The sequence below is a fragment of the Methylococcus capsulatus str. Texas = ATCC 19069 genome, from assembly GCF_000424685.1.
Taxonomy (GTDB): domain Bacteria; phylum Pseudomonadota; class Gammaproteobacteria; order Methylococcales; family Methylococcaceae; genus Methylococcus; species Methylococcus capsulatus.
Window position 1 is genome coordinate 148,417 of record NZ_KE384224.1, and the last position, 21,962, is coordinate 170,378.

Annotated in this window: 22 protein-coding genes; 15 read left to right on the forward strand and 7 right to left on the reverse strand. The window is 62.5% G+C overall.

Going from position 1 to position 21,962, the window contains the following annotated elements:
* Positions 1 to 9: 9 nt before the first annotated feature.
* The 7 genes from mrcB to H156_RS0112130 all read right to left on the reverse strand — a co-directional run bounded on the left by mrcB (position 10) and on the right by H156_RS0112130 (position 7,765).
* Positions 10 to 2,289 (reverse strand): penicillin-binding protein 1B, encoded by a 2,280-nt coding sequence (mrcB, locus tag H156_RS0112100; protein ID WP_017365352.1) that lies wholly within the window; start codon positions 2,287 to 2,289, stop codon positions 10 to 12.
* A 58-nt stretch (positions 2,290 to 2,347) separates the two neighbouring features.
* Entirely contained in the window at positions 2,348 to 3,325 is a 978-nt protein-coding gene (gene hemH, locus H156_RS0112105) for a ferrochelatase (RefSeq protein ID WP_017365351.1), read from the reverse strand.
* 4 nt (positions 3,326 to 3,329) lie between these two features.
* On the reverse strand, positions 3,330 to 3,887 hold the full coding sequence (gene folE / locus H156_RS0112110) for a GTP cyclohydrolase I FolE (RefSeq protein ID WP_010960928.1): 558 nt from the start codon (positions 3,885 to 3,887) through the stop codon (positions 3,330 to 3,332).
* A 22-nt stretch (positions 3,888 to 3,909) separates the two neighbouring features.
* Complete coding sequence (dusA, locus tag H156_RS0112115; protein ID WP_017365350.1) at positions 3,910 to 4,992, reverse strand: tRNA dihydrouridine(20/20a) synthase DusA; 1,083 nt, start codon at positions 4,990 to 4,992, stop codon at positions 3,910 to 3,912.
* Between the two features lie 7 nt (positions 4,993 to 4,999).
* The gene (locus H156_RS0112120) at positions 5,000 to 5,620 is read right to left on the reverse strand and encodes a hypothetical protein (protein WP_238536858.1); all 621 of its coding nucleotides are present in this window, start codon (positions 5,618 to 5,620) and stop codon (positions 5,000 to 5,002) included.
* 403 nt (positions 5,621 to 6,023) lie between these two features.
* Complete coding sequence (pdxJ, locus tag H156_RS0112125; RefSeq protein WP_017365348.1) at positions 6,024 to 6,767, reverse strand: pyridoxine 5'-phosphate synthase; 744 nt, start codon at positions 6,765 to 6,767, stop codon at positions 6,024 to 6,026.
* Positions 6,768 to 7,315: 548 nt separating this feature from the next.
* Positions 7,316 to 7,765, reverse strand: a complete 450-nt coding sequence (locus H156_RS0112130) for an ATP-binding protein (protein WP_017365347.1) — start codon at positions 7,763 to 7,765, stop codon at positions 7,316 to 7,318.
* 121 nt (positions 7,766 to 7,886) lie between these two features.
* Here H156_RS0112130 and H156_RS0112135 point away from each other — a divergent pair, with 121 nt between their 5' ends.
* The 15 genes from H156_RS0112135 (at position 7,887) to H156_RS0112205 (ending at position 21,949) form a co-directional block, all read left to right on the forward strand.
* A complete protein-coding gene (locus H156_RS0112135) occupies positions 7,887 to 8,603 on the forward strand; it encodes a carbonic anhydrase (RefSeq protein WP_017365346.1) in 717 nt (238 codons plus the stop codon).
* 11 nt (positions 8,604 to 8,614) lie between these two features.
* On the forward strand, positions 8,615 to 10,342 hold the full coding sequence (locus H156_RS0112140) for a solute carrier family 23 protein (RefSeq protein ID WP_017365345.1): 1,728 nt from the start codon (positions 8,615 to 8,617) through the stop codon (positions 10,340 to 10,342).
* A 36-nt stretch (positions 10,343 to 10,378) separates the two neighbouring features.
* Entirely contained in the window at positions 10,379 to 10,705 is a 327-nt protein-coding gene (locus H156_RS0112145; RefSeq protein WP_017365344.1) for an STAS domain-containing protein, read from the forward strand.
* A 35-nt stretch (positions 10,706 to 10,740) separates the two neighbouring features.
* The gene (locus tag H156_RS0112150) at positions 10,741 to 12,027 is read left to right on the forward strand and encodes an ABC transporter substrate-binding protein (RefSeq protein ID WP_017365343.1); all 1,287 of its coding nucleotides are present in this window, start codon (positions 10,741 to 10,743) and stop codon (positions 12,025 to 12,027) included.
* Entirely contained in the window at positions 12,024 to 14,048 is a 2,025-nt protein-coding gene (locus H156_RS0112155) for a methyl-accepting chemotaxis protein (RefSeq protein WP_017365342.1), read from the forward strand. Before H156_RS0112150 ends, H156_RS0112155 begins: the two co-directional genes overlap by 4 nt.
* Before the next feature lie 129 nt (positions 14,049 to 14,177).
* Complete coding sequence (gene glyA / locus H156_RS0112160; protein WP_010960918.1) at positions 14,178 to 15,434, forward strand: serine hydroxymethyltransferase; 1,257 nt, start codon at positions 14,178 to 14,180, stop codon at positions 15,432 to 15,434.
* A gap of 56 nt (positions 15,435 to 15,490) precedes the next feature.
* Positions 15,491 to 15,988 carry a transcriptional regulator NrdR gene (gene nrdR / locus H156_RS0112165; RefSeq protein ID WP_010960917.1) on the forward strand — a complete coding sequence of 166 codons (498 nt, stop codon included), beginning with the start codon at positions 15,491 to 15,493 and terminating at the stop codon, positions 15,986 to 15,988.
* 15 nt (positions 15,989 to 16,003) lie between these two features.
* Positions 16,004 to 17,140, forward strand: coding sequence for a bifunctional diaminohydroxyphosphoribosylaminopyrimidine deaminase/5-amino-6-(5-phosphoribosylamino)uracil reductase RibD (gene ribD, locus H156_RS0112170; RefSeq protein WP_017365341.1), 1,137 nt, complete (start codon positions 16,004 to 16,006; stop codon positions 17,138 to 17,140).
* A gap of 33 nt (positions 17,141 to 17,173) precedes the next feature.
* Positions 17,174 to 17,833, forward strand: coding sequence for a riboflavin synthase (locus H156_RS0112175; protein ID WP_010960915.1), 660 nt, complete (start codon positions 17,174 to 17,176; stop codon positions 17,831 to 17,833).
* A gap of 2 nt (positions 17,834 to 17,835) precedes the next feature.
* Positions 17,836 to 18,945: a bifunctional 3,4-dihydroxy-2-butanone-4-phosphate synthase/GTP cyclohydrolase II gene (gene ribBA / locus H156_RS0112180; RefSeq protein ID WP_026045948.1), complete on the forward strand. Its 1,110-nt coding sequence runs from the start codon at positions 17,836 to 17,838 to the stop codon at positions 18,943 to 18,945.
* Positions 18,946 to 18,957: 12 nt separating this feature from the next.
* Positions 18,958 to 19,437 (forward strand): 6,7-dimethyl-8-ribityllumazine synthase, encoded by a 480-nt coding sequence (gene ribH / locus H156_RS0112185; protein WP_017365340.1) that lies wholly within the window; start codon positions 18,958 to 18,960, stop codon positions 19,435 to 19,437.
* Positions 19,434 to 20,030 carry a transcription antitermination factor NusB gene (gene nusB, locus H156_RS0112190; protein ID WP_017365339.1) on the forward strand — a complete coding sequence of 199 codons (597 nt, stop codon included), beginning with the start codon at positions 19,434 to 19,436 and terminating at the stop codon, positions 20,028 to 20,030. The genes ribH and nusB overlap by 4 nt, the downstream gene beginning before the upstream one ends.
* Before the next feature lie 14 nt (positions 20,031 to 20,044).
* Positions 20,045 to 21,022, forward strand: a complete 978-nt coding sequence (gene thiL / locus H156_RS0112195; RefSeq protein WP_036246610.1) for a thiamine-phosphate kinase — start codon at positions 20,045 to 20,047, stop codon at positions 21,020 to 21,022.
* Complete coding sequence (locus H156_RS0112200; RefSeq protein WP_017365337.1) at positions 21,019 to 21,522, forward strand: phosphatidylglycerophosphatase A family protein; 504 nt, start codon at positions 21,019 to 21,021, stop codon at positions 21,520 to 21,522. The genes thiL and H156_RS0112200 overlap by 4 nt, the downstream gene beginning before the upstream one ends.
* Before the next feature lie 118 nt (positions 21,523 to 21,640).
* Complete coding sequence (locus tag H156_RS0112205; RefSeq protein WP_017365336.1) at positions 21,641 to 21,949, forward strand: hypothetical protein; 309 nt, start codon at positions 21,641 to 21,643, stop codon at positions 21,947 to 21,949.
* Positions 21,950 to 21,962 lie beyond the last annotated feature (13 nt).

Sequence of the window (21,962 nt, forward strand, 5' to 3'; positions counted from 1 at the left end):
CCGGAGCCGTCAGAACAGTCGTCGGAACCAAGAATCTCCGCCGGTTTCCCCGCCTTCGGCACAGGGTGCCCAGGCCGCTGGTTCCGAGCCTTTGATGAACGGCAATTCATGGGCGTCGGGGCAGCCGTCGTCGGCGCGCAGCCCCGTTTGTCGGTCGACTCGCAGCATGACTATATTCTCCGGCGGGATGAGATCAAGGGGTTCCTTCGCCAGCTTCTGCATGGTGGCGCCCCAGATCTGCAGCGCTCCCCGGGCCCCGGTTAGACCCGCGGGGCGGTTGTCGTCGCGTCCCACCCAGACCACCCCGGTGTAGTCGCCGCTGAAACCCGCGAACCAGCTGTCGCGCATGTCGTTGGTCGTCCCCGTCTTGCCGGCGACATGGAAGTTTTCCGGAAGGTAGGTATAGACAGAACGGCCGGTGCCCTCGCTCATGACCTCCTGGAGGATGGTATTCAGCAGATAGATTGCTCCCGGCTCCACGGCCTGGCGAAGTTCCAGCCCGAACCGCTGCAGAGTCTCGCCGTCGTGCGAGAGCACGGCCTGGATACCCCGCAGCGGTGTGACGAAACCGTCGCTAGCGAGCGTCTGATAAAGAGTGGCGACCTCGATCGGCGACAGGTTGGCCGCGCCCAGCAGCAGCGAGGGATAGGTTTCCACCTCGCGGTTTACGCCCAGTTTTCTGAGCGTCTCGGCGGTGCGTTCGACGCCGACGGCAAGGCCCAGCCGTACCGTCGCCAGGTTGTACGACTGGGCCAGAGCCGTGTGGAGCGGCACCTGTCCGTGTTCCCTGCCATCGTAATTCCTGGGCGTCCACGGTTTGCCGCCGCCGTCGATTTTGATGGTTTCGTCCAGCAGGGGGGTGGCGACGGTATAGCCGCTGGGCTGTTCCAGGGCAGTGAGATACACCACCGGTTTGTAAAGGGAGCCGATCTGACGGGCGGAATCGAGCGCGCGGTTGAAGCCCGACGACTCGACATCGCGGCTGCCCGCGAAGGCTGCGATCTCGCCGTTGGAGCGCCGGGTGAAGATGGCAGCGGCTTCCAACCGTTCTTCCGGCCGGGTGGAGTGGTCGAGCCGTGCCAGGGTCTTGGCGATCGCCGAATCCAGATGCTCCTGGGCGAAGACGTCGAGTGTGGTAAAAATGCGCAGCCCTTCGGAAGTCAGGTCCTCGGGACGGTACTGTTCCTGAAGCTGGCGCCGGATCAAATCGAGAAAGGCCGGATAACGGCTGATGGCCTGGTGTGGGTTCTTGACCACGTCCAGCGGCCGTCGTTTGGCGGCGTCGGCCTCGGCGGAAGTGATGAAACCCTGTTCCGCCATGGCATCCAGCACGCGATCGCGCCTTTCCCGGCTGCGCTCGGGGTGTTTGTGCGGATCGTAATAGGTCGGTCCCCGCACCAAGGCGACCAGCAGCGCCACGTGATGCAGTTCCAGTTCGTTGAGGGCACGGCTGAAATAGTACTGGCTCGCCAGACCGAAACCATGGATGGCGCGGGTGCCATCCTGGCCCAAGTAGATTTCGTTGAGATAAGCCTCGAGAATCGCAGCCTTGCTGTAGCGGGCTTCCAGAATCAGCGCCATGAAGGCCTCGCTGATCTTACGCCCCAGCGTACGTTCGGCACTAAGAAAGAAATTCTTGACCAGTTGCTGAGTCAGCGTGCTGCCGCCCTGGACGAAGCCGCCTGCCTTGATGTTCTGCCAGGCGGCCCGCAGGATGCCCTTGGCGGAGAGGCCGAAATGTTCATAGAAATCACGGTCTTCGACCGCCAGCAGTGCGTCGATCAGCGGCCTGGGCACGTCGTCGAGCTTGACCAGTATCCGGTCTTCCTTCAGCGCGGGGTAAAAGCTGCCGATCTGCACCGGATCCAGCCGTACCAGGGAGGGGTGGTCGTCAGAATCCAGGCTCTCCAGCGCGCGCACGCTACCGCCGGAGAATTCGACGCGGACTTCGCTGGAGGGTTCGGATTTGTCGGGAAACAGAAACTCCCGGGTTCGGAGCCGTATCTCGTTGCCCTTGCGGGTGTAGCTGCCTTGCGAGGTCAGGCCGGGGTCGTTCCGGTATTTGAGCTGATCCAGCATCCACACCAGTTGATCTGCAGCAATCGGTGCTTCGGCATAGAGCTCCACCGGCATTGCGTATACCCGGGCGGGCAGGGCCCAGCGTCGCCCCTCGAATTTTTCGCGGATCACGGCATCCTGATGGGCGAGATAGACGGTCAGGGCGATCGTCGAGGCTAACACCGACAGGTAGAGGAGCTTGCGGATCATGCGCGTAGAGGGGACCGTCAAAAGGGAATCACCGATGAAGGCTTCCTGGCGATGGAGATGCCGCGCTGCGGCCTGCGTGTCAGGCAGTCAGCGCCAGATACGGCTCCAGCAGGCCGATGAGGGTGTCGGCATGTGCCCGACTCGCATTCAGGGCTGGAATGTAACGATAGTTTTTTCCGCCGGCGCCGAGGAATTCATTGCGGTTGGCGATGGCGATTTCTTCCAGGGTCTCCAGGCAATCCACGGCGAAACCGGGGCATACCACATCCACGTGTCGGATACCCTGGCTCGGAAGCTCCCGCAGGGTGTCGATGCAATAGGGCCTGAGCCATTCGGCCCGGCCAAAGCGTGACTGATAGGCCAGCAGCCATTCGTCATCGCTCAGGTCGAGCAGGCGGGCGATGCCTTGCGCCGTTGCCTGGCACTGGCTGGCATACGGGTCGCCCCTGTCGATGCAGCGTTTGGGCAGGCCGTGGAAGGAGAACACCAGGCGCTCGGGACGGCCGTGTTCCTGCCAGAACGAGCGGATGCTGGCGGCGACGGCTTCCAGGTATTTGGGCGAGCGGTGATAGTCGCCGATGAAATGCAGGCTGGGAATGTGGCGCCAGGTTTTCAAGGTGTCACATACCGCATCGAACGCCGAGCCGGTCGTAGCGGCCGAATACTGCGGGTACAGCGGCAGTACCACGATCGTTTCGACTCGGTTCCGGAGTTCCTCCAGCTTCAACCGGACGGAGGGATTACCGTAACGCATGGCAATTTCGACGGCGGCGAACCTGCCGTCGGCGGCCAGCCGGTCGCGTAGGTCTTGCGTGTAGGCCAAAAGCGGCGAACCGCGTTCGGTCCAGATGGTGCGGTAGGCATGGGCCGATTTTCTAGACCGGGTACGGAGCACGACGAGGTTGAGGATGGGCCACCACAGCACGCGGGGAATTTCGACCACACGCGGATCGGACAGGAATTCGCGCAGATAGCGCCGGACGGCCTTCGGCGTCGGCGCTTCCGGTGTGCCGAGGTTGATCAGCAGGACTCCGGTTCGGGCGGCGGTGGGATGCATGGCCCTATTTTCGGCCGATGAGGTCGAGGAATTCCGCCCGCGTGCTACTTTGCTTGCGGAAGAGGCCGAGCATGGACGATGTGGTCATCACCGAATTCTGTTTCTCTACACCGCGCATCATCATGCACAGGTGTTTGGCCTCGACCACGACGGCGACGCCACGCGGGTTGACCGCGGTCTGGATCGCGTCTGCGATCTGTTTGGTGAGGCGTTCCTGTATCTGCAGGCGGCGGGCATACATCTCGACGATCCGGGCGATCTTGGACAGACCGATGACCTTGCCCTGGGGTAGATAGCCGACGTGGCACTTGCCGATGAAGGGCAGCAGATGATGCTCACACAGCGAATACAGCTCGATGTCCTTGACGATCACCATGTCCTCGGAATCCGCCTCGAAAACCGCGTTGTTGAGGACGTGATCGAGCGACTGGTGATAGCCGCTGTTGAGGAACCGAAAGGCGCTCGCCGCCCGCTTGGGCGTGTCGACGAGTCCCTCGCGGGAGACGTCTTCGCCGATTTCCTGAATAAGCTGGCTGAACAGTGTTTCCATCACGCTGTGCATCGGGTTGGCCTCTAGAATCGGGTTAAGTGAACGAGCCCTGCCGGCCCTGGTTTCCGCGAAGGCCGTTCGCGCCGAGTGCATGCGCGGCCTCCAGCAGCAGTGCCTCGCTGGCGCCCCGCCGGGAGGCACCTTCGCTGATGTGCCGACGCCAGCGTTTCCCCCCTGGCGTTGCATGATAAAGGCCCAGGATATGTCGCGTGAGGGCATGCAGCCGGCTACCTTTGGAGAGTTCGTCCCGGACGTAGGGCATAAAATCTTCAATGACCTCCTCCCGGGTTCGGGGCCTGACGTCGCTGTGCCCGTAGCAACGGCGGTCGGCCTCGGCGAGAAGGTAGGGGTTGTGATAAGCGGCTCGACCTATCATGACGCCATCACACCACGACAGGTGCCGTTCGGCTTCGTCCAGCGTCTGGATACCGCCATTCAGCACGATCGCGAGTTCCGGTAGCTCGGACTTGAGCCGGCGGACCACGTCGTAGCGCAGTGGTGGGGTTTGGCGGTTTTCCTTGGGTGAAAGACCTTGCAGCCACGCTTTGCGGGCATGGACGATGAAAGTGCGGCAGCCGGCTTCGGCAACGATCGTCACGAAATGAAGCAGGTCTTCGTAAGAGTCGCGGTCGTCGATGCCGATGCGGGTCTTGACGGTGACCGGCACCGAGACGGCCTCGCACATGGCGCGGACACAGTCGGCCACGCGCTCCGGTTCGGCCATCAGGCAGGCGCCGAAGCGGCCGGTCTGGACACGGGGGCTGGGACAGCCAACGTTGAGATTGACTTCGTCGAATCCCCTGAATTCCGCGATTTTTGCGCATTCGGCCAGAGCCTCGGGATCGCTGCCGCCGAGCTGGATCGCCAGCGGGTGCTCCGCCGGATGGAAGCCAAGGAGCCGCTCCCGGTCGCCATGGAGGATGGCGGCGGTCGTCACCATCTCGGTATAGAGCAGGGTATGGCGGGAAATCAGCCGAAGGAAAAAGCGGCAATGCCGATCGGTCCAGTCCATCATCGGTGCCACACTCAGACGGTGCCGGAATGGCCGAACATCGGCCGGTATCGCTACTGCCCCGGCGAGATCGCGGCTCGAGGGCCGGACGTTGAAAGCGCTCAAGGAACAGTCACGATGCGGAATCGTCTTTCGCAGGGCCCGTCAGGAACACATCTTGGCGGGACGGCAGGTATTGTACCGAACGTGTACTCAGCCAGGCTCCCCCCAGCATCAGGGTCCCCGCTCCCAGGGCTCCGGCCCCGAGGTAGAGCAGTTTCTCGAATTCCACCCATTCCCGCACGGTCCTGGCAGCGGCCGGATCCTCGACCGGTTCCGATGACATCCGGTAGCGCTCGTGTTCACCGGCGGATTTGAGCTGGCCGCCCTGAGTGGCGTAGCTTTGCAGGAACCGGAGTTCATACTTCAGGGCTTCGAGGAGTTCTGCTTCGTCCGCGCCGAAGCGTCCATTCTGAACGCTTCTTTCCAGCGTTCTGAGTTTGTTCTCGACCGAGTCCTTCATCAAACCGGCAACCCTGCCCTGGAGGGAATCGAGTTCGTTCTGATATTGCTGCAGATCCGGGTTCTGTAGGGCGATACGTTCGCCGGGAGACATATTCAGCGCTTTGATCAGGGCTTCTCCTCGCCACAGGATCAACGCCATGATCACGAGCGTGAGCCACAGGAAAAGCATCCCCCCCACGCGCAGCCAGGACGAACCGCGCGGCTCCAGCAGGATGGGCCGGGCGGGCATGCTTCCGCCGAAATCCGGGCGGAGACGGTCCTCGGATGCTTTGCTTCCCTTGTTATCCATGGACGTTTGAGGTGGGATTGCGCGCACTCACAGCGGTTCAGCCGGACCGGAACTGATTTTCAAATATGACAGATCACAGGCGAGCGGTCAATTTCATCGTCAGGTGCAAACTGTCCGCCGAGGTCGCATGCTGTAAAGGGCATCGTCCGATGCCCCGGGCGGAAAGACGGGGGACACAGCGCAAACGCCGGGAGCGTGGCTTTTTTTGGGATGCTGCCGTACCAGGACGGCTCGACCCATGAATGGGGAGCTTGATCGTGACCCTGGACGCTGCCCCGCTATCAATCAAAAAGCGGTCATCCATCTGCCACAAGACAGGACCAATCCATTTGTGGCCGACATCTCATCCCCACCGGGCCGTATGCAGTAGCGTCACCATGTCGGCCACTGCTTCTTTCAGGCCGGAGAAAAAGGCGCGGGCGACGATGGCATGGCCGATGTTGAGCTCGACGATCTGCGGAATGCGGCAGATCGCGCCCACATTGGCGTAGGTCAGGCCGTGTCCCGCATTGACCTGCAGCCCCAACGCTTCCGCTACCGACGCGGCATGGCGGAGTTTTTCCAGCTCGATGGACCGTTCCTGGTCGTTCCTCGCATCCGCGTAACGGCCGGTGTGCAGTTCGATCACGGGCGCGCCGGCGCGGGCTGCGGCCTCGATCTGGGCGGGCTCCGGGTCGATGAACAGGGACACCTCGATGCCGGCGTCGCCAAGGCGCCGGCACGTCTCGCCGATCCGGTCCAGGTTTCCTGCAACGTCCAGTCCTCCCTCGGTCGTCAGCTCCTCCCGCCGTTCCGGCACGAGGCAGCATGCGTGAGGGTGAATACGGCAGGCGATGGCGACCATTTCGTCCGTGACGGCCATCTCCAGATTGAGCCGGGTCTCGATGTGTTCGCGGAGCAGCTCGATGTCCCGGTCCTGGATATGCCGGCGGTCTTCGCGCAGATGTGCGGTGATCCCGCCTGCTCCTGCCTGCTCGGCAACGAAAGCGGCGTGCAGGACCGAAGGGTAGGGGGTGTGCCGCGCCTGCCGGATGGTCGCCACATGGTCGATATTGACACCGAGTCTGATGGGCTGCTTGACGTTCACGGGGTTTCCAAGGTCTTGCCGGGTTCGAAGATCATGAGTTCCTCATGGTCGTTTTTTTGCTGTGGCCTGGTCGCTCTCTTTCCAGGGTCAATTATACGTAAAACGCCCCCCAGTCGAATATGTCACAATCCGCTTCTGGAAAGATAGGCTTTGTATCCCATCGGTTCATGACATAGTATGGGGTGACGTTAAGGCGGATATCATTAAAGTCGGAAGCAGCCTGCTTGATTGCATAATCGAGAGATTGGCAAATCTCTGCTTCTGTCGAGAGGCTGGGTGCCGACCGTTGACGGGCGCAACCTGAGCAAAGCATTCCACCGGCCACATTTCAATATGGCGCCATCTATGCGTGGATGGTTTTTTTCGGCCTCGGCGCCGGTGGTGTATGAAGATCCCATTATCATCGATCGGTTGTTATCGGGCCGCAGTTCCATTGTGTTGCAAGGAAACGCTTGCGTGTGAGTATCCCTCGTTGAACCGGCACGTCCGGTTCTCGCCCAAGCCGTATGACCTGCTGTCAAACACCAGCGATTTTCATGGGTGCTTTCCTACCGGAGTGGAGCGAACGTCTTACTTACCGCAACGACATTTGTCCCGTCCCGGCGCTGGTAACAAACCGAATCCATCATCCTCATCACGAGGAGAATCCCCAGGCCACCGATGGCGCGTTCCTCGAGCTTGCTGTGGATGTCGGGAGACGGCGCGACCGTGGGGTCGAACTCGTTGCCGTCGTCGGTGACGGTGAGCGAGGCGCGACCGTCATTCAGGGTGAGGCAAACGCCGATTTGTCCCTGTTCACCCGCCCCGTATCCATATTTGATGGCATTGGTCGCCAGTTCTTCCAGCACCAGATTCAACTGGACCGTGACCGGCTCGGGTACGCCCGCGGTCGAGCAGAAGGCTTCCAGCTGCTCCATGACCTCGATCAGAGGCTCTATGCCGGCTTCGATGGTGCGCTCGAATTTGGCGCATTGCACGTCGGCCTCGTTCTGTTCCATGGCGGCTCGATGTGGATTGGGTTGGGGAAAACCGGTGTAGAATGACGCCGCTTTTGAGCGAGCGTCTTTCGACGCGACGGGCCGTGCGCGGACCGCATCCACCTTATCAAGGACAGAAATCGTGCAAGAGTCTGACAGCAAAGGCAAGGATGAATGCGAGGTCGAAGGCATCTGCTGCGATCTCGAACGTTTCATTTCCGGCGTCAAAGGATTCAAGGAACGTTTCTACCGGCGTTACCCGGAACACATGCAGCAGCTCGTCGAGCGGGGGCAGCGGCCGGTCGCGCTCATGATCGCCTGCAGCGATTCGCGGGTCGATCCGGCTTTGCTCATGAACGTGGCGCCGGGCGATCTGTTCGTGGTGCGCAACGTCGCCAATCTCGTTCCGCCTTACCATGGCTCGTCCGCCCCCGATGGTGTGGGCGCAGCGCTGGAATATGCCGTCCGTCATCTCCATGTGCCCCATGTCATCGTCCTCGGTCACGCCCAGTGCGGCGGCATCAAGGCCTTGCTCGACATGGCGACGGGAGCCGAGTTCGAGAGCGACTTCATCGGCGAGTGGGTCTCGATGGCCATGGAAGCCTGCTGGCAGTATGTGCCGGATGCCAGCGGGGAGGGACTCAGACGGGTCTCACTGGAGCGGCTGAAAGACTACTCCTATCTGGTCGAGCGTGCGGCCATTCAAGGTTCGCTGGGGAATCTGCTGACCTATCCCTGGGTCCGGGAGGCCGTGGAGAAAGGGCGGCTTTTCCTGCAGGGCTGGTGGTTCGACCTAGAGTCTGGAGACCTGTGGGTCACCAGCGGCGACAACTCGCAGTTCTTGCCTGTGACCGATTGACCCCATCCCGGATGAAGCGGCCCGAGAACATCGTCTATTGGCTGAACGACAGGCCGCCAGCAGCGATCGCCGCGTTCGTGGGCTTGCAGCAGATGTCGTTTCTGGGGGTTTACCTTGCGATTTCGCCGCTGTTCGTGAGGACCGAAAATATCGGTGACCACGATTCGCAGATTCTGATGGCGACCACACTCCTGGTTTCTGGTGTCGGGGTGATGTTGCAGGCGGTCGGGCGCCTGGGCATCGGTTCCGGATATTTTTGTCCTTTGCAGACCACGTCGGCGTCGTTCGCGACCATGGAACTGGCACGGCTTGCCGGGGGGCTGGAGCTGGCCTTCGGCATGGTGGGCGTGATGGGGATGGCGCAGATCTTGTTTGGTGAGGTGTTCCGGCGGTTGCGCAGCGTATTCTCGGTCGAACTCGCCGGGGTGGCCGTGACCCTGATCGGCTTGGGCCTCGGCTACAAGGGCGTCACACTGCTCGGTGGCATCGATGCGCCCGGAGGGCTATGGAAGCACGACATCGCCGTCGGATTTCTCGCGCTTGCGGTCATGATCGTTTGCAACGTCTGGTCGTCCGGCAGTCTTCGCTTGTTTTCGGCCTTTGCCGGCTTGGCCGTGGGTCTGGCCGTCAGTGTTCTGGTCGACGGCATTCGGCCCGAAGACGCCGAGAATTACAAGGCGACGCCTTTGCTGGCGCTGCCCCAGTTGCCCACCTTCGGTTGGGCATTCGATCCGAAGCTGGTCGTGCCTTACGTCGTACTGGGTCTGGCTTTTTCCCTGCACGGATTCGGTGCGCTCGCCGCGGCTCAGCGCTTCAACGACTCGGAATGGCGGCATCCTGATATGGCGCAGATTTCCCGTGGCATCCGTGCGGAAGGGGTTTCCAATCTCATAGCCGGGTTGGTGAACGGTCTGCCGCTCACCTCCAGCGGCGGTGCCGTCTCCCTGGCCGCCGCCACCGGCTGTACCAGCCGCCACATCGCCTATTGGCTCGGAGGCATCCTGATTGCCCTGGCGTTCGTACCGAAGGTCACGGTATTGTGGTTCGTGCTGCCCGTACCGGTGATCGGAGCGGCGGCGGTATTCCTGTCATCCTTCACCCTGCTGGCCGGCCTGCAGATGATCGCGTCGCGCATGCTCGACAACCGCAAGATTCTCACCGTCGGCATCGGGCTTTTGCTGGGGGTCAGCCACGAGCCTTTGAAGCACTATTACCGTGAAGAACTGCCGTCCTTCCTTGTGCCGGTGACCCAGTCGAGCGTCGCTCTCGGGGTGGCCGGCGCGACCTTGCTGTCGGGGGTGTTCCGCATCGGCGCGGGTACCCGGCGGCGGCGATCGTTCGTCCTGGGGGAATCGCAGCTCGACGACGTGATCGACTACCTGGACCGGCAGGGACGGGCCTGGGGCGCCCGCGCCGATGTCGTGAGGCGCAGCGAATATGCGATGTGGCAGGCGTTCGAAATCCTCCATGATTATGGTTTCGTGGTGCGGAACGAACGAGGCCAGGGCATCGTCGAGGTCGAGACCCTGGTGGACGAATTCACATTTACCGTCATTGCCCGTTATCGTGGCGAGGTGATCCCGCTCGCCACTCATGCTCCCAGCCACGATGCGCTGCTGGAGTCCGATACGGGTATCCTGGAAATGGCAGGCTATCTGCTTTATAAGCTCGCGGACCGGGTGCGTTCGCGAGCGCTTTCCCATGGGATGGCGGAGTTACGCTTGACTTTTGTTGAATGATTTTCCGCATTTCGACTCGTTGCCTGGAGCAGACCGATGCTTGATATCACTTGTGAAACCCGCGGCGAGGTGCTGGTCGCGCATCTGAGCGGCCGTATCGACGCCGCCGCGTCCCGTGCCTTCGAGGAGCAGGCGCTGGCCTGGGTGGACGCGGGAACTCGCAACCTGGTGATGGATCTTTCCTCCATCAGTTACATCAGCAGTGCCGGGTTACGGGTCTTTCTGCTGATCGCCAAGAAACTCAAGGAAGCGGAAGGCTCGGTGAAACTCTGCGCCTTGACTCCGGCGGTCAACGACGTTTTCGAGATCAGTGGATTCAGCCGGCTGTTTTCCATCTATCCCACGCTGGATCACGTGATCTGAGCAAGGATGCCGGTGCAGGGCTCCGGGTGTCAGCCATGAAGAAGCTGATCGTTTCGAGCGCGGTGCTCGCGGTCCTGGCCGCTTTGGTAGGCGCATGGGCATTTCGTGAGCACACCCGGCCGCCGATCAGGATCGGTATACTGCATTCGCTGACCGGTGCCATGGCCATCAGCGAGAAATCGGCGGTGGATGCGGAGCTCATGGCGATCGACGAGATCAATGCCGGTGGCGGTCTGCTGGGGCGCCGTGTCGAGGCGGTGGTGGCCGATGGCGCATCGGACTGGGGAACCTTCGCCAGGCAGGCGGGCCGGTTGATCACCGAGGAAAAGGTCAGTGCGATCATTGGCTGCTGGACCTCGGCTTGCCGGAAAAACGTCAAGCCGGTGGTGGAAAAACATGACCATCTGCTGATCTACCCCATGGCCTATGAAGGCCTGGAGATTTCCAAGAACATCATCTACACGGGGCTGGCTCCCAACCAGCAGATCGTTCCTGCCCTGAAGTGGAGCCTGGACAAGCTGGGCCGGCGGGTTTTCCTGGTGGGGTCGGATTACGTCTGGCCGCACAGCGTCAATGCCGTCCTGCGGGACTGGATCAAGGGGCTGGACGGCGAAATCGTGGGCGAGGAATACGTTTTCTTCGGCAGCAGCGACGTCGGCAGCGTGGTCGAAAAGATCGTCGCCCTCCGCCCGAGCGTCGTCATCAGTACGATCGCGGGAGAATCGAATCTGGCTTTCTACCGTGTGCTGCGGGAGTCCGGCATCCAGGCGAAAGACGTTCCCGTCGTTTCGCTTTCGGTCGGGGAGGAAGAGCTCCGCGATATCCCGCCGGCGGATGCTGTCGGGCATTATTCCGCCTGGGGTTATTTTCAGGCAGTGGGCCGCGAGGAAAACACCTCGTTCGTCCGCCGCTTCCGGGAGCGTTACGGCCAGGACCGCGTGACGGCGGATTTCCCGGAGACGGCGTATTTCAGCGTGCTGCTTTGGGCCGAGGCGGTGCGGGAGGCGGGGTCGCCCGAGGCCGCCCTGGTGAACGAATACATGCTCGGCCAAAGCATCGATGCCCCCGAGGGGGTGGTGACGGTCGATCCGGCCACCCGCCATACCTGGCGGTCGTTCAACATCGGGCGGATTCTCGACAACGGCCAGGTCGAAATCGTCTGGTCGACGGATCATCCCATCCGGCCCGTTCCGTATCCCAGGACCCGCAGCAGACGCGAGTGGGAAAGTTTTCTCAACGAACTCTACCTGGGCTGGAACCACAACTGGGCGAATCCGGTGCCTCCCGTCGCGGCCGCCGGCCGCAAGGACAAACTGCGGTGAAATTCACGGTGTCGTGGCTCGAACAAGGCACCATCGGAGGGCGCATACTCCGCTGGTTCCTGGTCCTGGCGACGGTTCCAGCCATTGTGTTGACCGTGGTCACCAACAACCTTTCCGCTGAGGCACTGCGCGACCGCGTCCAGGGAGAGCTGATGTTCATCGCCCTTTCCAAGGCCGAGGACGTCGAAACCTATGCTTATGAGCGGATACGGGCTGCAGTGGTGCTGCGCAACGACCGTTATCTGGTCTCCTCGATCAACGCCTTGCAGAAGTACCGGCGCGAACCGGGACGCTACGCCAGGGAACTTCAGGCATTCGATGGAGAGATACGTCCCGTGCTGGACTTCATGATCGAAAATCTCGCTTTCAGGAATCTGATCGCCTTCGATCCGCGTGGGGAGGTTCTGTACCAGTCGCATCCGGTCCAGCAGCTCGGGAACAACCTCTTTGAAGGTGTGCTGAAGGAGTCACCGCTGGCCAAAGCAGTGCTGCATGCCACCACCTTGCTCGATGCCGAAATCTCCGATTTCGGCGCCTATCCGGGGGGCGATAAACCGGTGGGATACGTCGTGACGCCACTGTTCGACAGTGGGGGAGAACTCGTCGCCATCATCGCCCTGCAGCTGGATACGGACGAGGTGTTCGCACCGTTCCTGGACTACAGCGGCCTGGGAAACACCGGGCAGACCATCGTGGGCCTCCTCGACCACAACGAGATACGCATCATTTCACCGCTGAGGAACCAGCCCGACGCGGCGCAGAAACTCCGTATCCAGATGGGGGACAGTCAAGGCCAAGGCATCCAGAAAGCCGTCCTCGGAAATCGTGACTTCGGTGAAATCCCAGGGATATTCAAGGAGCCGGTGCTAGCGAGCTGGACCTATCTCCCGTCCTTCCGCTGGGGCCTCTCGGTGCAGATGGACGTGGGCGAAGCCTTGGCCCTGGTGGATACCCAGCGCCTGGTCAACGGCGGGCTGCTGGCGCTGCTGCTGATTCCCACCGCCCTGGCGGCGTCTCTGGTCTCGCGTACCATCTCGCGCCCGGTGGGCGAAGCCATTGCCGCCGCCGAGACGGTCGCCGCCGGCGACCTGACGGCGAACCTCGACAGCGACCGGAACGACGAAACCGGCAAGCTGCTCCGGGCTCTGGGGCGGATGACGTCCTATCTCAATTCGCTGGTCGGACAGGTGCAGAAATCGATCATCGAGCTGGTGTCGACTTCCAATACGCTGACGGCGATGAACCGGGCCCAGGAGGAGGACATATCGGCTTTCGGTGCGACTACGAATCAGATCGCCGCGGCCTCGCGGGAAATTTCGGCGACCTCGGAGGAGCTGTTGCGCACCATGGCGGATGTGACGCGCATGGCCGGGAGTACGGCCGAGATGGCGAACGCCGGACGGAACGAACTGACCGACATGGAACAGGTGATGCATACCCTGGCCGAGTCCACCGGTTCCATCGCCGACAAGCTCAATGCGATCAGCGCGCGTGCGAGCGATATTTCCGCCATGACCACCACTATCAAGCGGGTGGCTGAACAAACCAATCTCCTGTCGCTCAACGCCTCGATCGAGGCCGAGAAAGCCGGAGAGTTCGGCCTGGGATTCTCCGTCGTCGCCCGCGAGATCCGCCGCCTCGCCGATCAGACCGCCGTGGCCACGCTGGACATCGAGACCGTGGTGCGGGAGATGCATGCCGCGGTGTCGATCGGGGTCATGGAAATGGACAAGTTTTCGGAGCAGGTCCGGCGGGGGGTCGACGAGACCCGCCGGATCAGTCAACAATTTTCCCGAATCATCGAACAGGTGGGCGAGCTGACGCCCCGCTTCGACGCCGTGCACGAAGGCATGCGCTCGCAGTCGGCCGGCGCGCTCCAGATTCGCGACGCCATGGTGGCCTTGTCGGAGAGTGCGATGCAGTCCGCACGGGCATTGGAAGAAACCAACCGGGCCTCCCAGCGGCTGGAAACGGCGATCGCTGAGCTACGCAAAGAAATCGCCATTTTCCGCTTGTCGTGAGCCGCTGGGGGTAAGGCGATTCCCGGGAACGCGTTTGGAAGCCTGCGACCAATCAGTGTAAACTCTCGCGTTCGATCTTGCGCTGCCAAGGCGCGTTTTTTCACTCCGACGGAAGAGGTTTAGGTTCCCATGTTCAGCAAGGGTATGGAAATTGCCGGATTCGACGACGAACTCTGGGCTGCGATCCAGGAAGAGGAACGCAGGCAAGAGGACCATATCGAGCTGATCGCATCGGAGAACTATGCCAGCCCGCGGGTGCTGCAGGCACAGGGAACCGTGCTGACCAACAAATACGCGGAAGGGTATCCGGGCAAACGCTACTACGGAGGCTGCGAGTACGTCGACATTGTGGAGACACTGGCCATCGAGCGCGCGAAACGACTGTTCGGGGCTGATTATGCCAATGTCCAGCCGCATTCCGGTTCGCAGGCCAATGCCGCCGTGTACATGGCTTTGCTGAAGCCGGGCGATACGGTGCTGGGCATGAGTCTGGCGCATGGTGGACATCTGACCCATGGCGCCAAGGTCAACTTTTCAGGCAAGATTTACAATGCCGTACAATATGGACTCAACCCGGAAACCGGGGAGATCGATTACGACCAGGTCGACGAACTGGCCCGGGAGCACCGTCCAAAGATGATCGTGGCCGGTTTCTCGGCCTACTCCCAGGTGGTCGACTGGCAGCGTTTCCGGGCGATTGCCGACTCGGTCGGTGCCTGGCTCATGGTCGACATGGCCCACGTCGCGGGGCTGATCGCGGCCGGCCTGTACCCCAGCCCGGTGCAGATCGCCGACGTGACCACGACCACAACCCACAAGACGCTTCGTGGCCCGCGCGGTGGCCTGATTCTGGCCAAAGCCAATCCCGAGGTCGAGAAACAGCTCAACTCGCTGGTTTTCCCCGGCATTCAAGGGGGGCCGCTGATGCATGTGATCGCGGCGAAGGCAGTGGCATTAAAGGAGGCCTTGCAGCCGGATTTCAGGCACTACCAGTCAGCGGTGATGGAGAACGCCGACGCCATGGCGAAGACTTTCATCGAGCGCGGCTACCGTATCGTGTCGGGCGGCACCCGGAATCATCTGTTCCTGGTCGATCTGATCCAAAAGGGCCTCACCGGCAAGCTGGCGGAAGAGGTGTTGGGCAGAGCGCATATCACCGTCAACAAAAATGCGGTGCCGAACGATCCGCAGTCGCCCTTCGTGACCAGCGGCATCCGGGTGGGGACCCCCGCGGTGACGACGCGCGGCTTTGGGGTCGAGGAGTGCCGGCTGTTGGCAGGCTGGATGTGCGATATCATGGACTGCCCGGGAGATGAAACGGTCATAGGCCAGGTGCGCGAGGAGGTGACCCATCTGTGCCGGCGTTTCCCGGTCTATGCCAACTGAAAAAAGTGCGGGCCGCTCAGCGGAGTCGCGCCGCTTGTGAGGGGTGAAGTACGCCTGTGCGGTGCCCTTTCTGCGGTGCTCAAGATACCCGAGTCGTGGATTCCCGCCTGTCCCACGAAGGGGACCAGGTGCGCCGCCGCCGTGAGTGCGGCGAGTGCAAGGAACGCTTCACCACCTATGAGGCGGCGGAACTCAACATGCCCAGGGTGGTGAAATCGGATGGCAGCCGGCAGCCGTTCCGCGAGGAGAAGCTGCGGGCCGGCATGCTGCGCGCCCTGGAGAAGCGTCCCGTATCCAGCGACCGGGTAGAAGCCGCCATCACCCGGATCGAGAAGCGTCTTCTTGCGACGGGTGAACGTGAAGTGCAGTCCCGTCTGGTCGGCGAATATGTGATGAACGAGTTGAGCCAGCTCGACGACGTGGCATATGTCCGGTTCGCCTCTGTCTACCGCCGGTTCGAGGACGTCAACCAGTTTCGTGAAGTGATCGACCGCCTGGAGAGCGAACCGGATTCGGAAACCGCCGGCAGACAGGCGGATGCATTCGACGCCTAAAAGAACAGGCGATCCGTGTCTTCATCGATATTCCCTTTGTCTGATGGCGCCAGCTGGTCTCCCGAGGATCACTGCTTCATGGCGCATGCCTTGCGTCTGGCCGAAAAGGGTATGTATACGACCGACCCCAACCCCCGGGTGGGTTCCGTCGTGGTGCAAGGAAACGAAGTGGTCGGCGCGGGCTGGCACCAGCGGGCCGGCGGCCCCCATGCCGAGATCGCGGCGCTGCGGGATGCCCGGGGGCGGGCGGCAGGGGCCACGGTCTATGTGACGCTGGAGCCTTGTTCGCATCATGGCCGCACACCGCCCTGCGCCGATGCCCTGATCGAGGCGGGGGTGCATCGGGTGGTGGCAGCCATGCAGGATCCCAATCCACGGGTGGCCGGGCAAGGTCTCGAACGGTTGCGGCGGGCGGGCATCGAAGTGTCCTGCGGTTTGCTGGCGCGGGAGGCGGAGCGCTTGAATCAGGGCTTCGTCAAGCGGATGCGTTCGGGTTTGCCGTTTGTCCGGAGCAAGCTGGCCATGAGCCTCGACGGGCGTACCGCCCTGGCGTCCGGTGACAGCAAATGGATCACCGGAGATGCGGCTCGGCGCGACGTCCATCGCCTGAGGGCGCGCAGCTCGGTTATCGTGACAGGGATCGGCACCTTGCGAGCCGACGATCCTTTTCTCACCGCCCGGCCGAATGATGCGACCGAGCTGGAGCAGCCGGCGCGGGTGATTCTGGACAGCCGTCTGCGGTCACCGCCGAACGCAAGGGTTTTCCAGCAGCCCGGACGTACGCTGGTGCTGACCACGGCGAGCGATCCCCGTGCGCGGCAAGCGTTGCTCGATGTCGGCGCCGAAGTGCTGGAGGTCGAGCCCGATGGCGCGGGAAGGCCGGACGTGGCAGCCGTCGTGCGGCTGCTGGGACGGCTGGAGTTCAACGAGGTGCTTTTCGAAGCCGGTGCTGCCCTGAACGGAGCGCTGCTGTCGGCCGGCGTGGTCGATGAGTGGGTCGTCTATCTCGCTCCTTGTGTCTTGGGAGACGAAGCGCGTGGGCTGTTCCGTCTGCCCGGTCTGGCCGGGATGGCGGACCGTCCGGAACTGGCGATCGTGGATGCGCGGCGGGTCGGCAGTGACATGCGGCTGATCCTGCGGTCGAGCGGCTGAAACGGGTGGTGAGTTCCGGGGAACCCTGAAACCATGTTTACAGGCATAATACAGGCCATGGGGCAGTTACAGCGCAAGGAGCCCCGCGGCGGCGATTACCGCCTGACCGTCGCCGCCGGCAAGTTGGCCATGAGCGATGTGAGGCTTGGCGACAGCATCGCGGTCAATGGCGTCTGCTTGACGGTAGTCGGGTTCGGCGAGGGCGGTTTCCGCGCCGACGTCTCCCGCGAGACCCTGTCACGTACCACGCTCGGGGAGCTCCGGACCGGGACTGCGCTCAACCTGGAGCTGGCACTGACACCGGGCAGCCGCCTGGGTGGACACATCGTCAGCGGCCATGTCGACGGCATCGGTACCATCATGGCACGGGACGAGGATGGACGGTCGGTCAGATTCCAGCTCGATGCGCCTGCGCACCTGGCGAAATACATCGCCGAAAAGGGGTCGATCTGCATCGACGGAATCAGTCTGACGGTCAATCGCGTCGACGGCAGCGTGTTCGACGTCAACGTCGTTCCCCATACGCTGGCGGTAACGACGCTGAAGGACGCCCAGGCTGGCCGACGCGTCAATCTTGAAGTCGACCTGTTGGCCCGGTACCTGGAGCGCTTGATTCAAGGCGGGGACGCGGCGCGGCCCGCCGGTTCACTCACGCGCGAATGGCTGCGCGGTCATGGATTCATCCCGGAATGACGCTGAATACGATCGAAGAAATCATAGAAGACATCCGCCAAGGCAGGATGGTCGTCATCATGGACGATGAGGACCGGGAAAACGAAGGCGACCTCGTCATGGCGGCGGGGCATGTGCGGCCGGAGGACATCAACTTCATGGCGCGTTACGGCCGGGGGCTGATCTGTCTGACGCTGACTCGTGAGCGCTGCCAGCAGTTGCGGCTGCCCTTGATGGTGAATGAGAACCGGACGCCGCATTCGACCAATTTCACGGTGTCGATCGAAGCCGCCACCGGTGTCACCACGGGTATTTCGGCCAGCGACCGGGCGCGTACCATCCAGTGCGCCGTCGCTCCGGACGCCAGGCCCGACGATCTGGTCCAGCCGGGCCATATCTTCCCGCTCATGGCGCAACCCGGCGGGGTGCTCAACCGTGCCGGACACACGGAGGCGGGCTGCGACCTGGCGCGCCTGGCCGGCCTGGTACCGGCGGCTGTCATCGTCGAAATCCTCAACGAGGACGGTTCGATGGCGCGGCGTGCCGACCTGGAAAAGTTTGCGGCCGTCCACGGCCTCAAGATTGGCACCATCGCCGACCTGATCCATTACCGGATGCAGAACGAGCAGACCGTGGAACGCATCTGCGAATGCGATTTCCCGACCGAACACGGTCGCTTCCGCCTCCACGCCTATCAGGACCGTCTGGACAACAAACTGCATCTTGCCCTGACGCTAGGCGACGTCGCCGGCGGCGAGCCGGTGCTGGTAAGGGTCCATGGCCGCAATCTGCTGACCGATTTGTTCGGGGTGAGGCGCGGCGACATCGGTATCTCCCTGCGCGCGGCGATGAAGCGAATCGCCGACGAGGGGCGTGGCGTGCTCGTCGTGATCCGCAACGAGGAAGACGATCGTTGCTTGGTGGAGCGCATACATCAGTACCAGATGGAGGACCACGGTGTGGACATCGGCCAGCGCGAGGACCCGGGCGTGGACTGGCGCACGACCGGAACCGGAGCGCAGATTCTCGCCGACCTGGGCGTGCGCAAACTGCGGGTACTGGGCGCGCACAAGAAATATTTGGGGCTTTCCGGCTACGGGCTGGAAGTCGTGGACTACGTGACAACCGACTGATCGGGAACCGATATGGCTCATCTCAAGATTTTCGAAGGTGGCATGAATGCCGCCGGGCTGCGTGTGTGCATCGCCGCTTCGCGCTTCAACAGTTTCATCGTGGACCACCTGGTCAGCGGCGCGGTCGATGCCCTGATCCGCCACGGCGCCAGCAGGGAGGACATTTGCATCGCCAAGACACCGGGTGCCTATGAGCTGCCACTGGCCGTCAAGAAGATCGCCGATTCCGGGCGTTTCGATGCGATCATCGCGCTGGGTGCGGTGATCAGAGGCGCGACCCCGCATTTCGATTACGTCGCCGGCGAATGCGTGAAAGGCCTGGCGGGCGTTTCGCTGCAGCACGGTCTGCCAGTCGCCTTCGGCGTGCTCACCGTAGACACCATCGAGCAGGCAGTCGAACGGGCCGGGACCAAAGCCGGCAACAAGGGCGCCGAAGCGGCGTTGTCCGCGATCGAAATGGTCAATCTGCTGCGGCAGTTGGGGGCCGAATGAGTCTGGCGCGGACACTGGCGCGCCGTGCCGCCGTGCAGGCCGTCTACCAGTGGCAACTGGCGCGGGACAGCCTGCCGGACATCGAACGCCAGTTCGTCGAGGAGTTGCAGCTAGCCAAGTCGTTGTACCGGCGCCATGCCGAGGGTTTTGAACTGAGTCCGCCCGAACGGGAACAACTCGAGGAGTTGCTGGAGAAGTTTGGCCGTTCCCAAGGGACGGACGAGGTCGAGGAAGAGGATGTGACGCTGGAGCAGCGGGCCAGTCAATGTCAAGTGCCCGACGTCCAAGTCGGCTATTTCAAGGAGCTCCTCCATGGCGTGGCGAACAATCTGGCCCTGCTGGATGCCGCGCTGGCGAAATATCTCGATCGTCCCATTGATGAAGTCGATCCGGTGGAGCGAGCGATCCTTCGCATCGGTTGCTACGAATTCATGCGCCGGCCGGAGACGCCGTACCGGGTGATTCTGAACGAGGCCATCAATCTGGCCAGGGAATTCGGCGCTGCCCAGAGCTATCGTTATGTGAACGGCATCCTCGACCGGGTGGCGCACGAATGCCGGGCGGTCGAAATGGCGGCCCGCCGACGGGGGTGAACTTGCCCGGTTCCATGCAACGGCCGGGTGAATTCGAGATCATCCGGCGCTTTTTTTCCAGACAGCGGGTAGCGGACGTGAACACCGAGATCGGCATCGGCGACGACTGCGCGGTCCTGAACTTCACGGCAGCTGCGCGGTTAGCCCTGACCACCGACACACTGGTCGCGGGCATCCATTTTTTTTCCGATACCGATCCGACAAGGCTCGGCCATAAGGCGCTCGCGGTCAATCTCAGCGACTTGGCCGCCATGGGGGCCAGACCGAGATGGGCTTTGCTGGCCTTGACCCTGCCGGAAAACGATCCCGAATGGATCGCGGCTTTTGCGCAAGGCTTCTTCCGCCTCGCCGAGCGCCACAGGGTACAGCTGATCGGGGGGGACACCACGCGGGGGCCGCTGGCCATCACGGTCCACGCCCTGGGAACCGTGGACGGCAGGCCTGGAGTAAAGCGTGCGGGCGCCAAACCCGGAGATGCCATTTATGTCACCGGCAGCATCGGCCTCGCCGGTCTGGGGCTGAGGATCAGGCAGGGGGCCTATCTTGTCCCGGACGAGGAGGCGCTGGATCGGCTGGAAGCCCCCCAGCCCCGGACCGACTTCGGCATACGCCTCGGAGAATTTGCCAGCGCCGGCATCGATGTCTCGGATGGTCTGGCGGCAGACCTCGGGCACATCCTCGAGCAAAGTTCCGTTGGCGCCGAGGTGGACTGGGAGTCTCTGCCGTTGTCGGCAGGCGTCGGCCGTTACGTGGCCGACTCCGGCGACTGGCAGATGCCGTTGGTCGCCGGTGACGACTACGAACTGTGTTTCACCGCGTCCCCCGCCTATGCCCAGGCGATCGCGTCTGCCGCCGATGCAACCGCCACCCCGGTGAGGCGCATTGGGACGATCCGTACCGGATCGGGTCTGATCATCCGGCGGCGCGGCCGTCCGGTCGAGCTGTCACGCTCTGGGTATCTGCACTTCGTTTCCGGGGAGGCGCGAAGATGAGGCGCCGTCGTATCGGTTTCCGCCAGGCATTCCATAGTCCCTGGACTGCGATCGCCGTTGGCTTCGGGGCCGGGCTGTCTCCCTGGGCGCCTGGCACCTTGGGGACCCTGGTGGCAATTCCGCCATATCTTCTGCTCGTCGGCACCGGTCCGGTGGTCTATTCGGCCGTCGTCGTCGTTTCGCTGGGGCTGGGCGTGGTTGCCTGCGGGCGCTGCGGCCGCGCGCTGGGAGAGATCGACCATCCCGCGATCGTATGGGATGAGATAGTCGGTTTCCTCGTGACGATGTGGGGCCTCCCGGCCTCTTGGCAGAACGTGCTGCTGGGCTTCATCCTCTTCCGGTTTTTCGACATCGTCAAACCTTGGCCCATCCGGGCCATCGACCGTGGAACGGCGGGCGGCTGGGGCGTCATGCTCGACGACGTGGCTGCCGGCCTGCTGTCGTCCGTGATCCTTCATGTCTTGGTATCACCGTCGTCGGTAACCGGCCTGTTTCGCTGATCATGGACGGTCGGTGGGTGTGGGATTTGACCCGTCGATCCAGGAAGGAGTAAGTTGTTTGACACAGGTAACCGGGTTACCCGCACCAGTCCACAAACAACAAGAACGGGGAATCGCCATGGCCAGACGCATCACCAAGGATTGCGACGACAAAGCGGCAGGGATCCGCTTTCACATCAGTTCCGCCCGCATGTCGATGAACAAGATCAGCTTCGTTGCGTTTCAGCGTTTCCTGGACGAAATGGAGCGATCCATGTACCTGTGTCCGGAATGCGGCTGGCGCGGGCGGGGTCGGGAACTCGTGCCGATGGAGCAGGACGGGAACGGTGCTTATGCCTGGGGATCAGACGCCGAAACCTGGTATGCCTGCCCGAGATGCGAGAGCGAGATCAGCGTCGAGACCCCGTTGATGCGGCCGACGGATTGATGGCAGTCCAGCG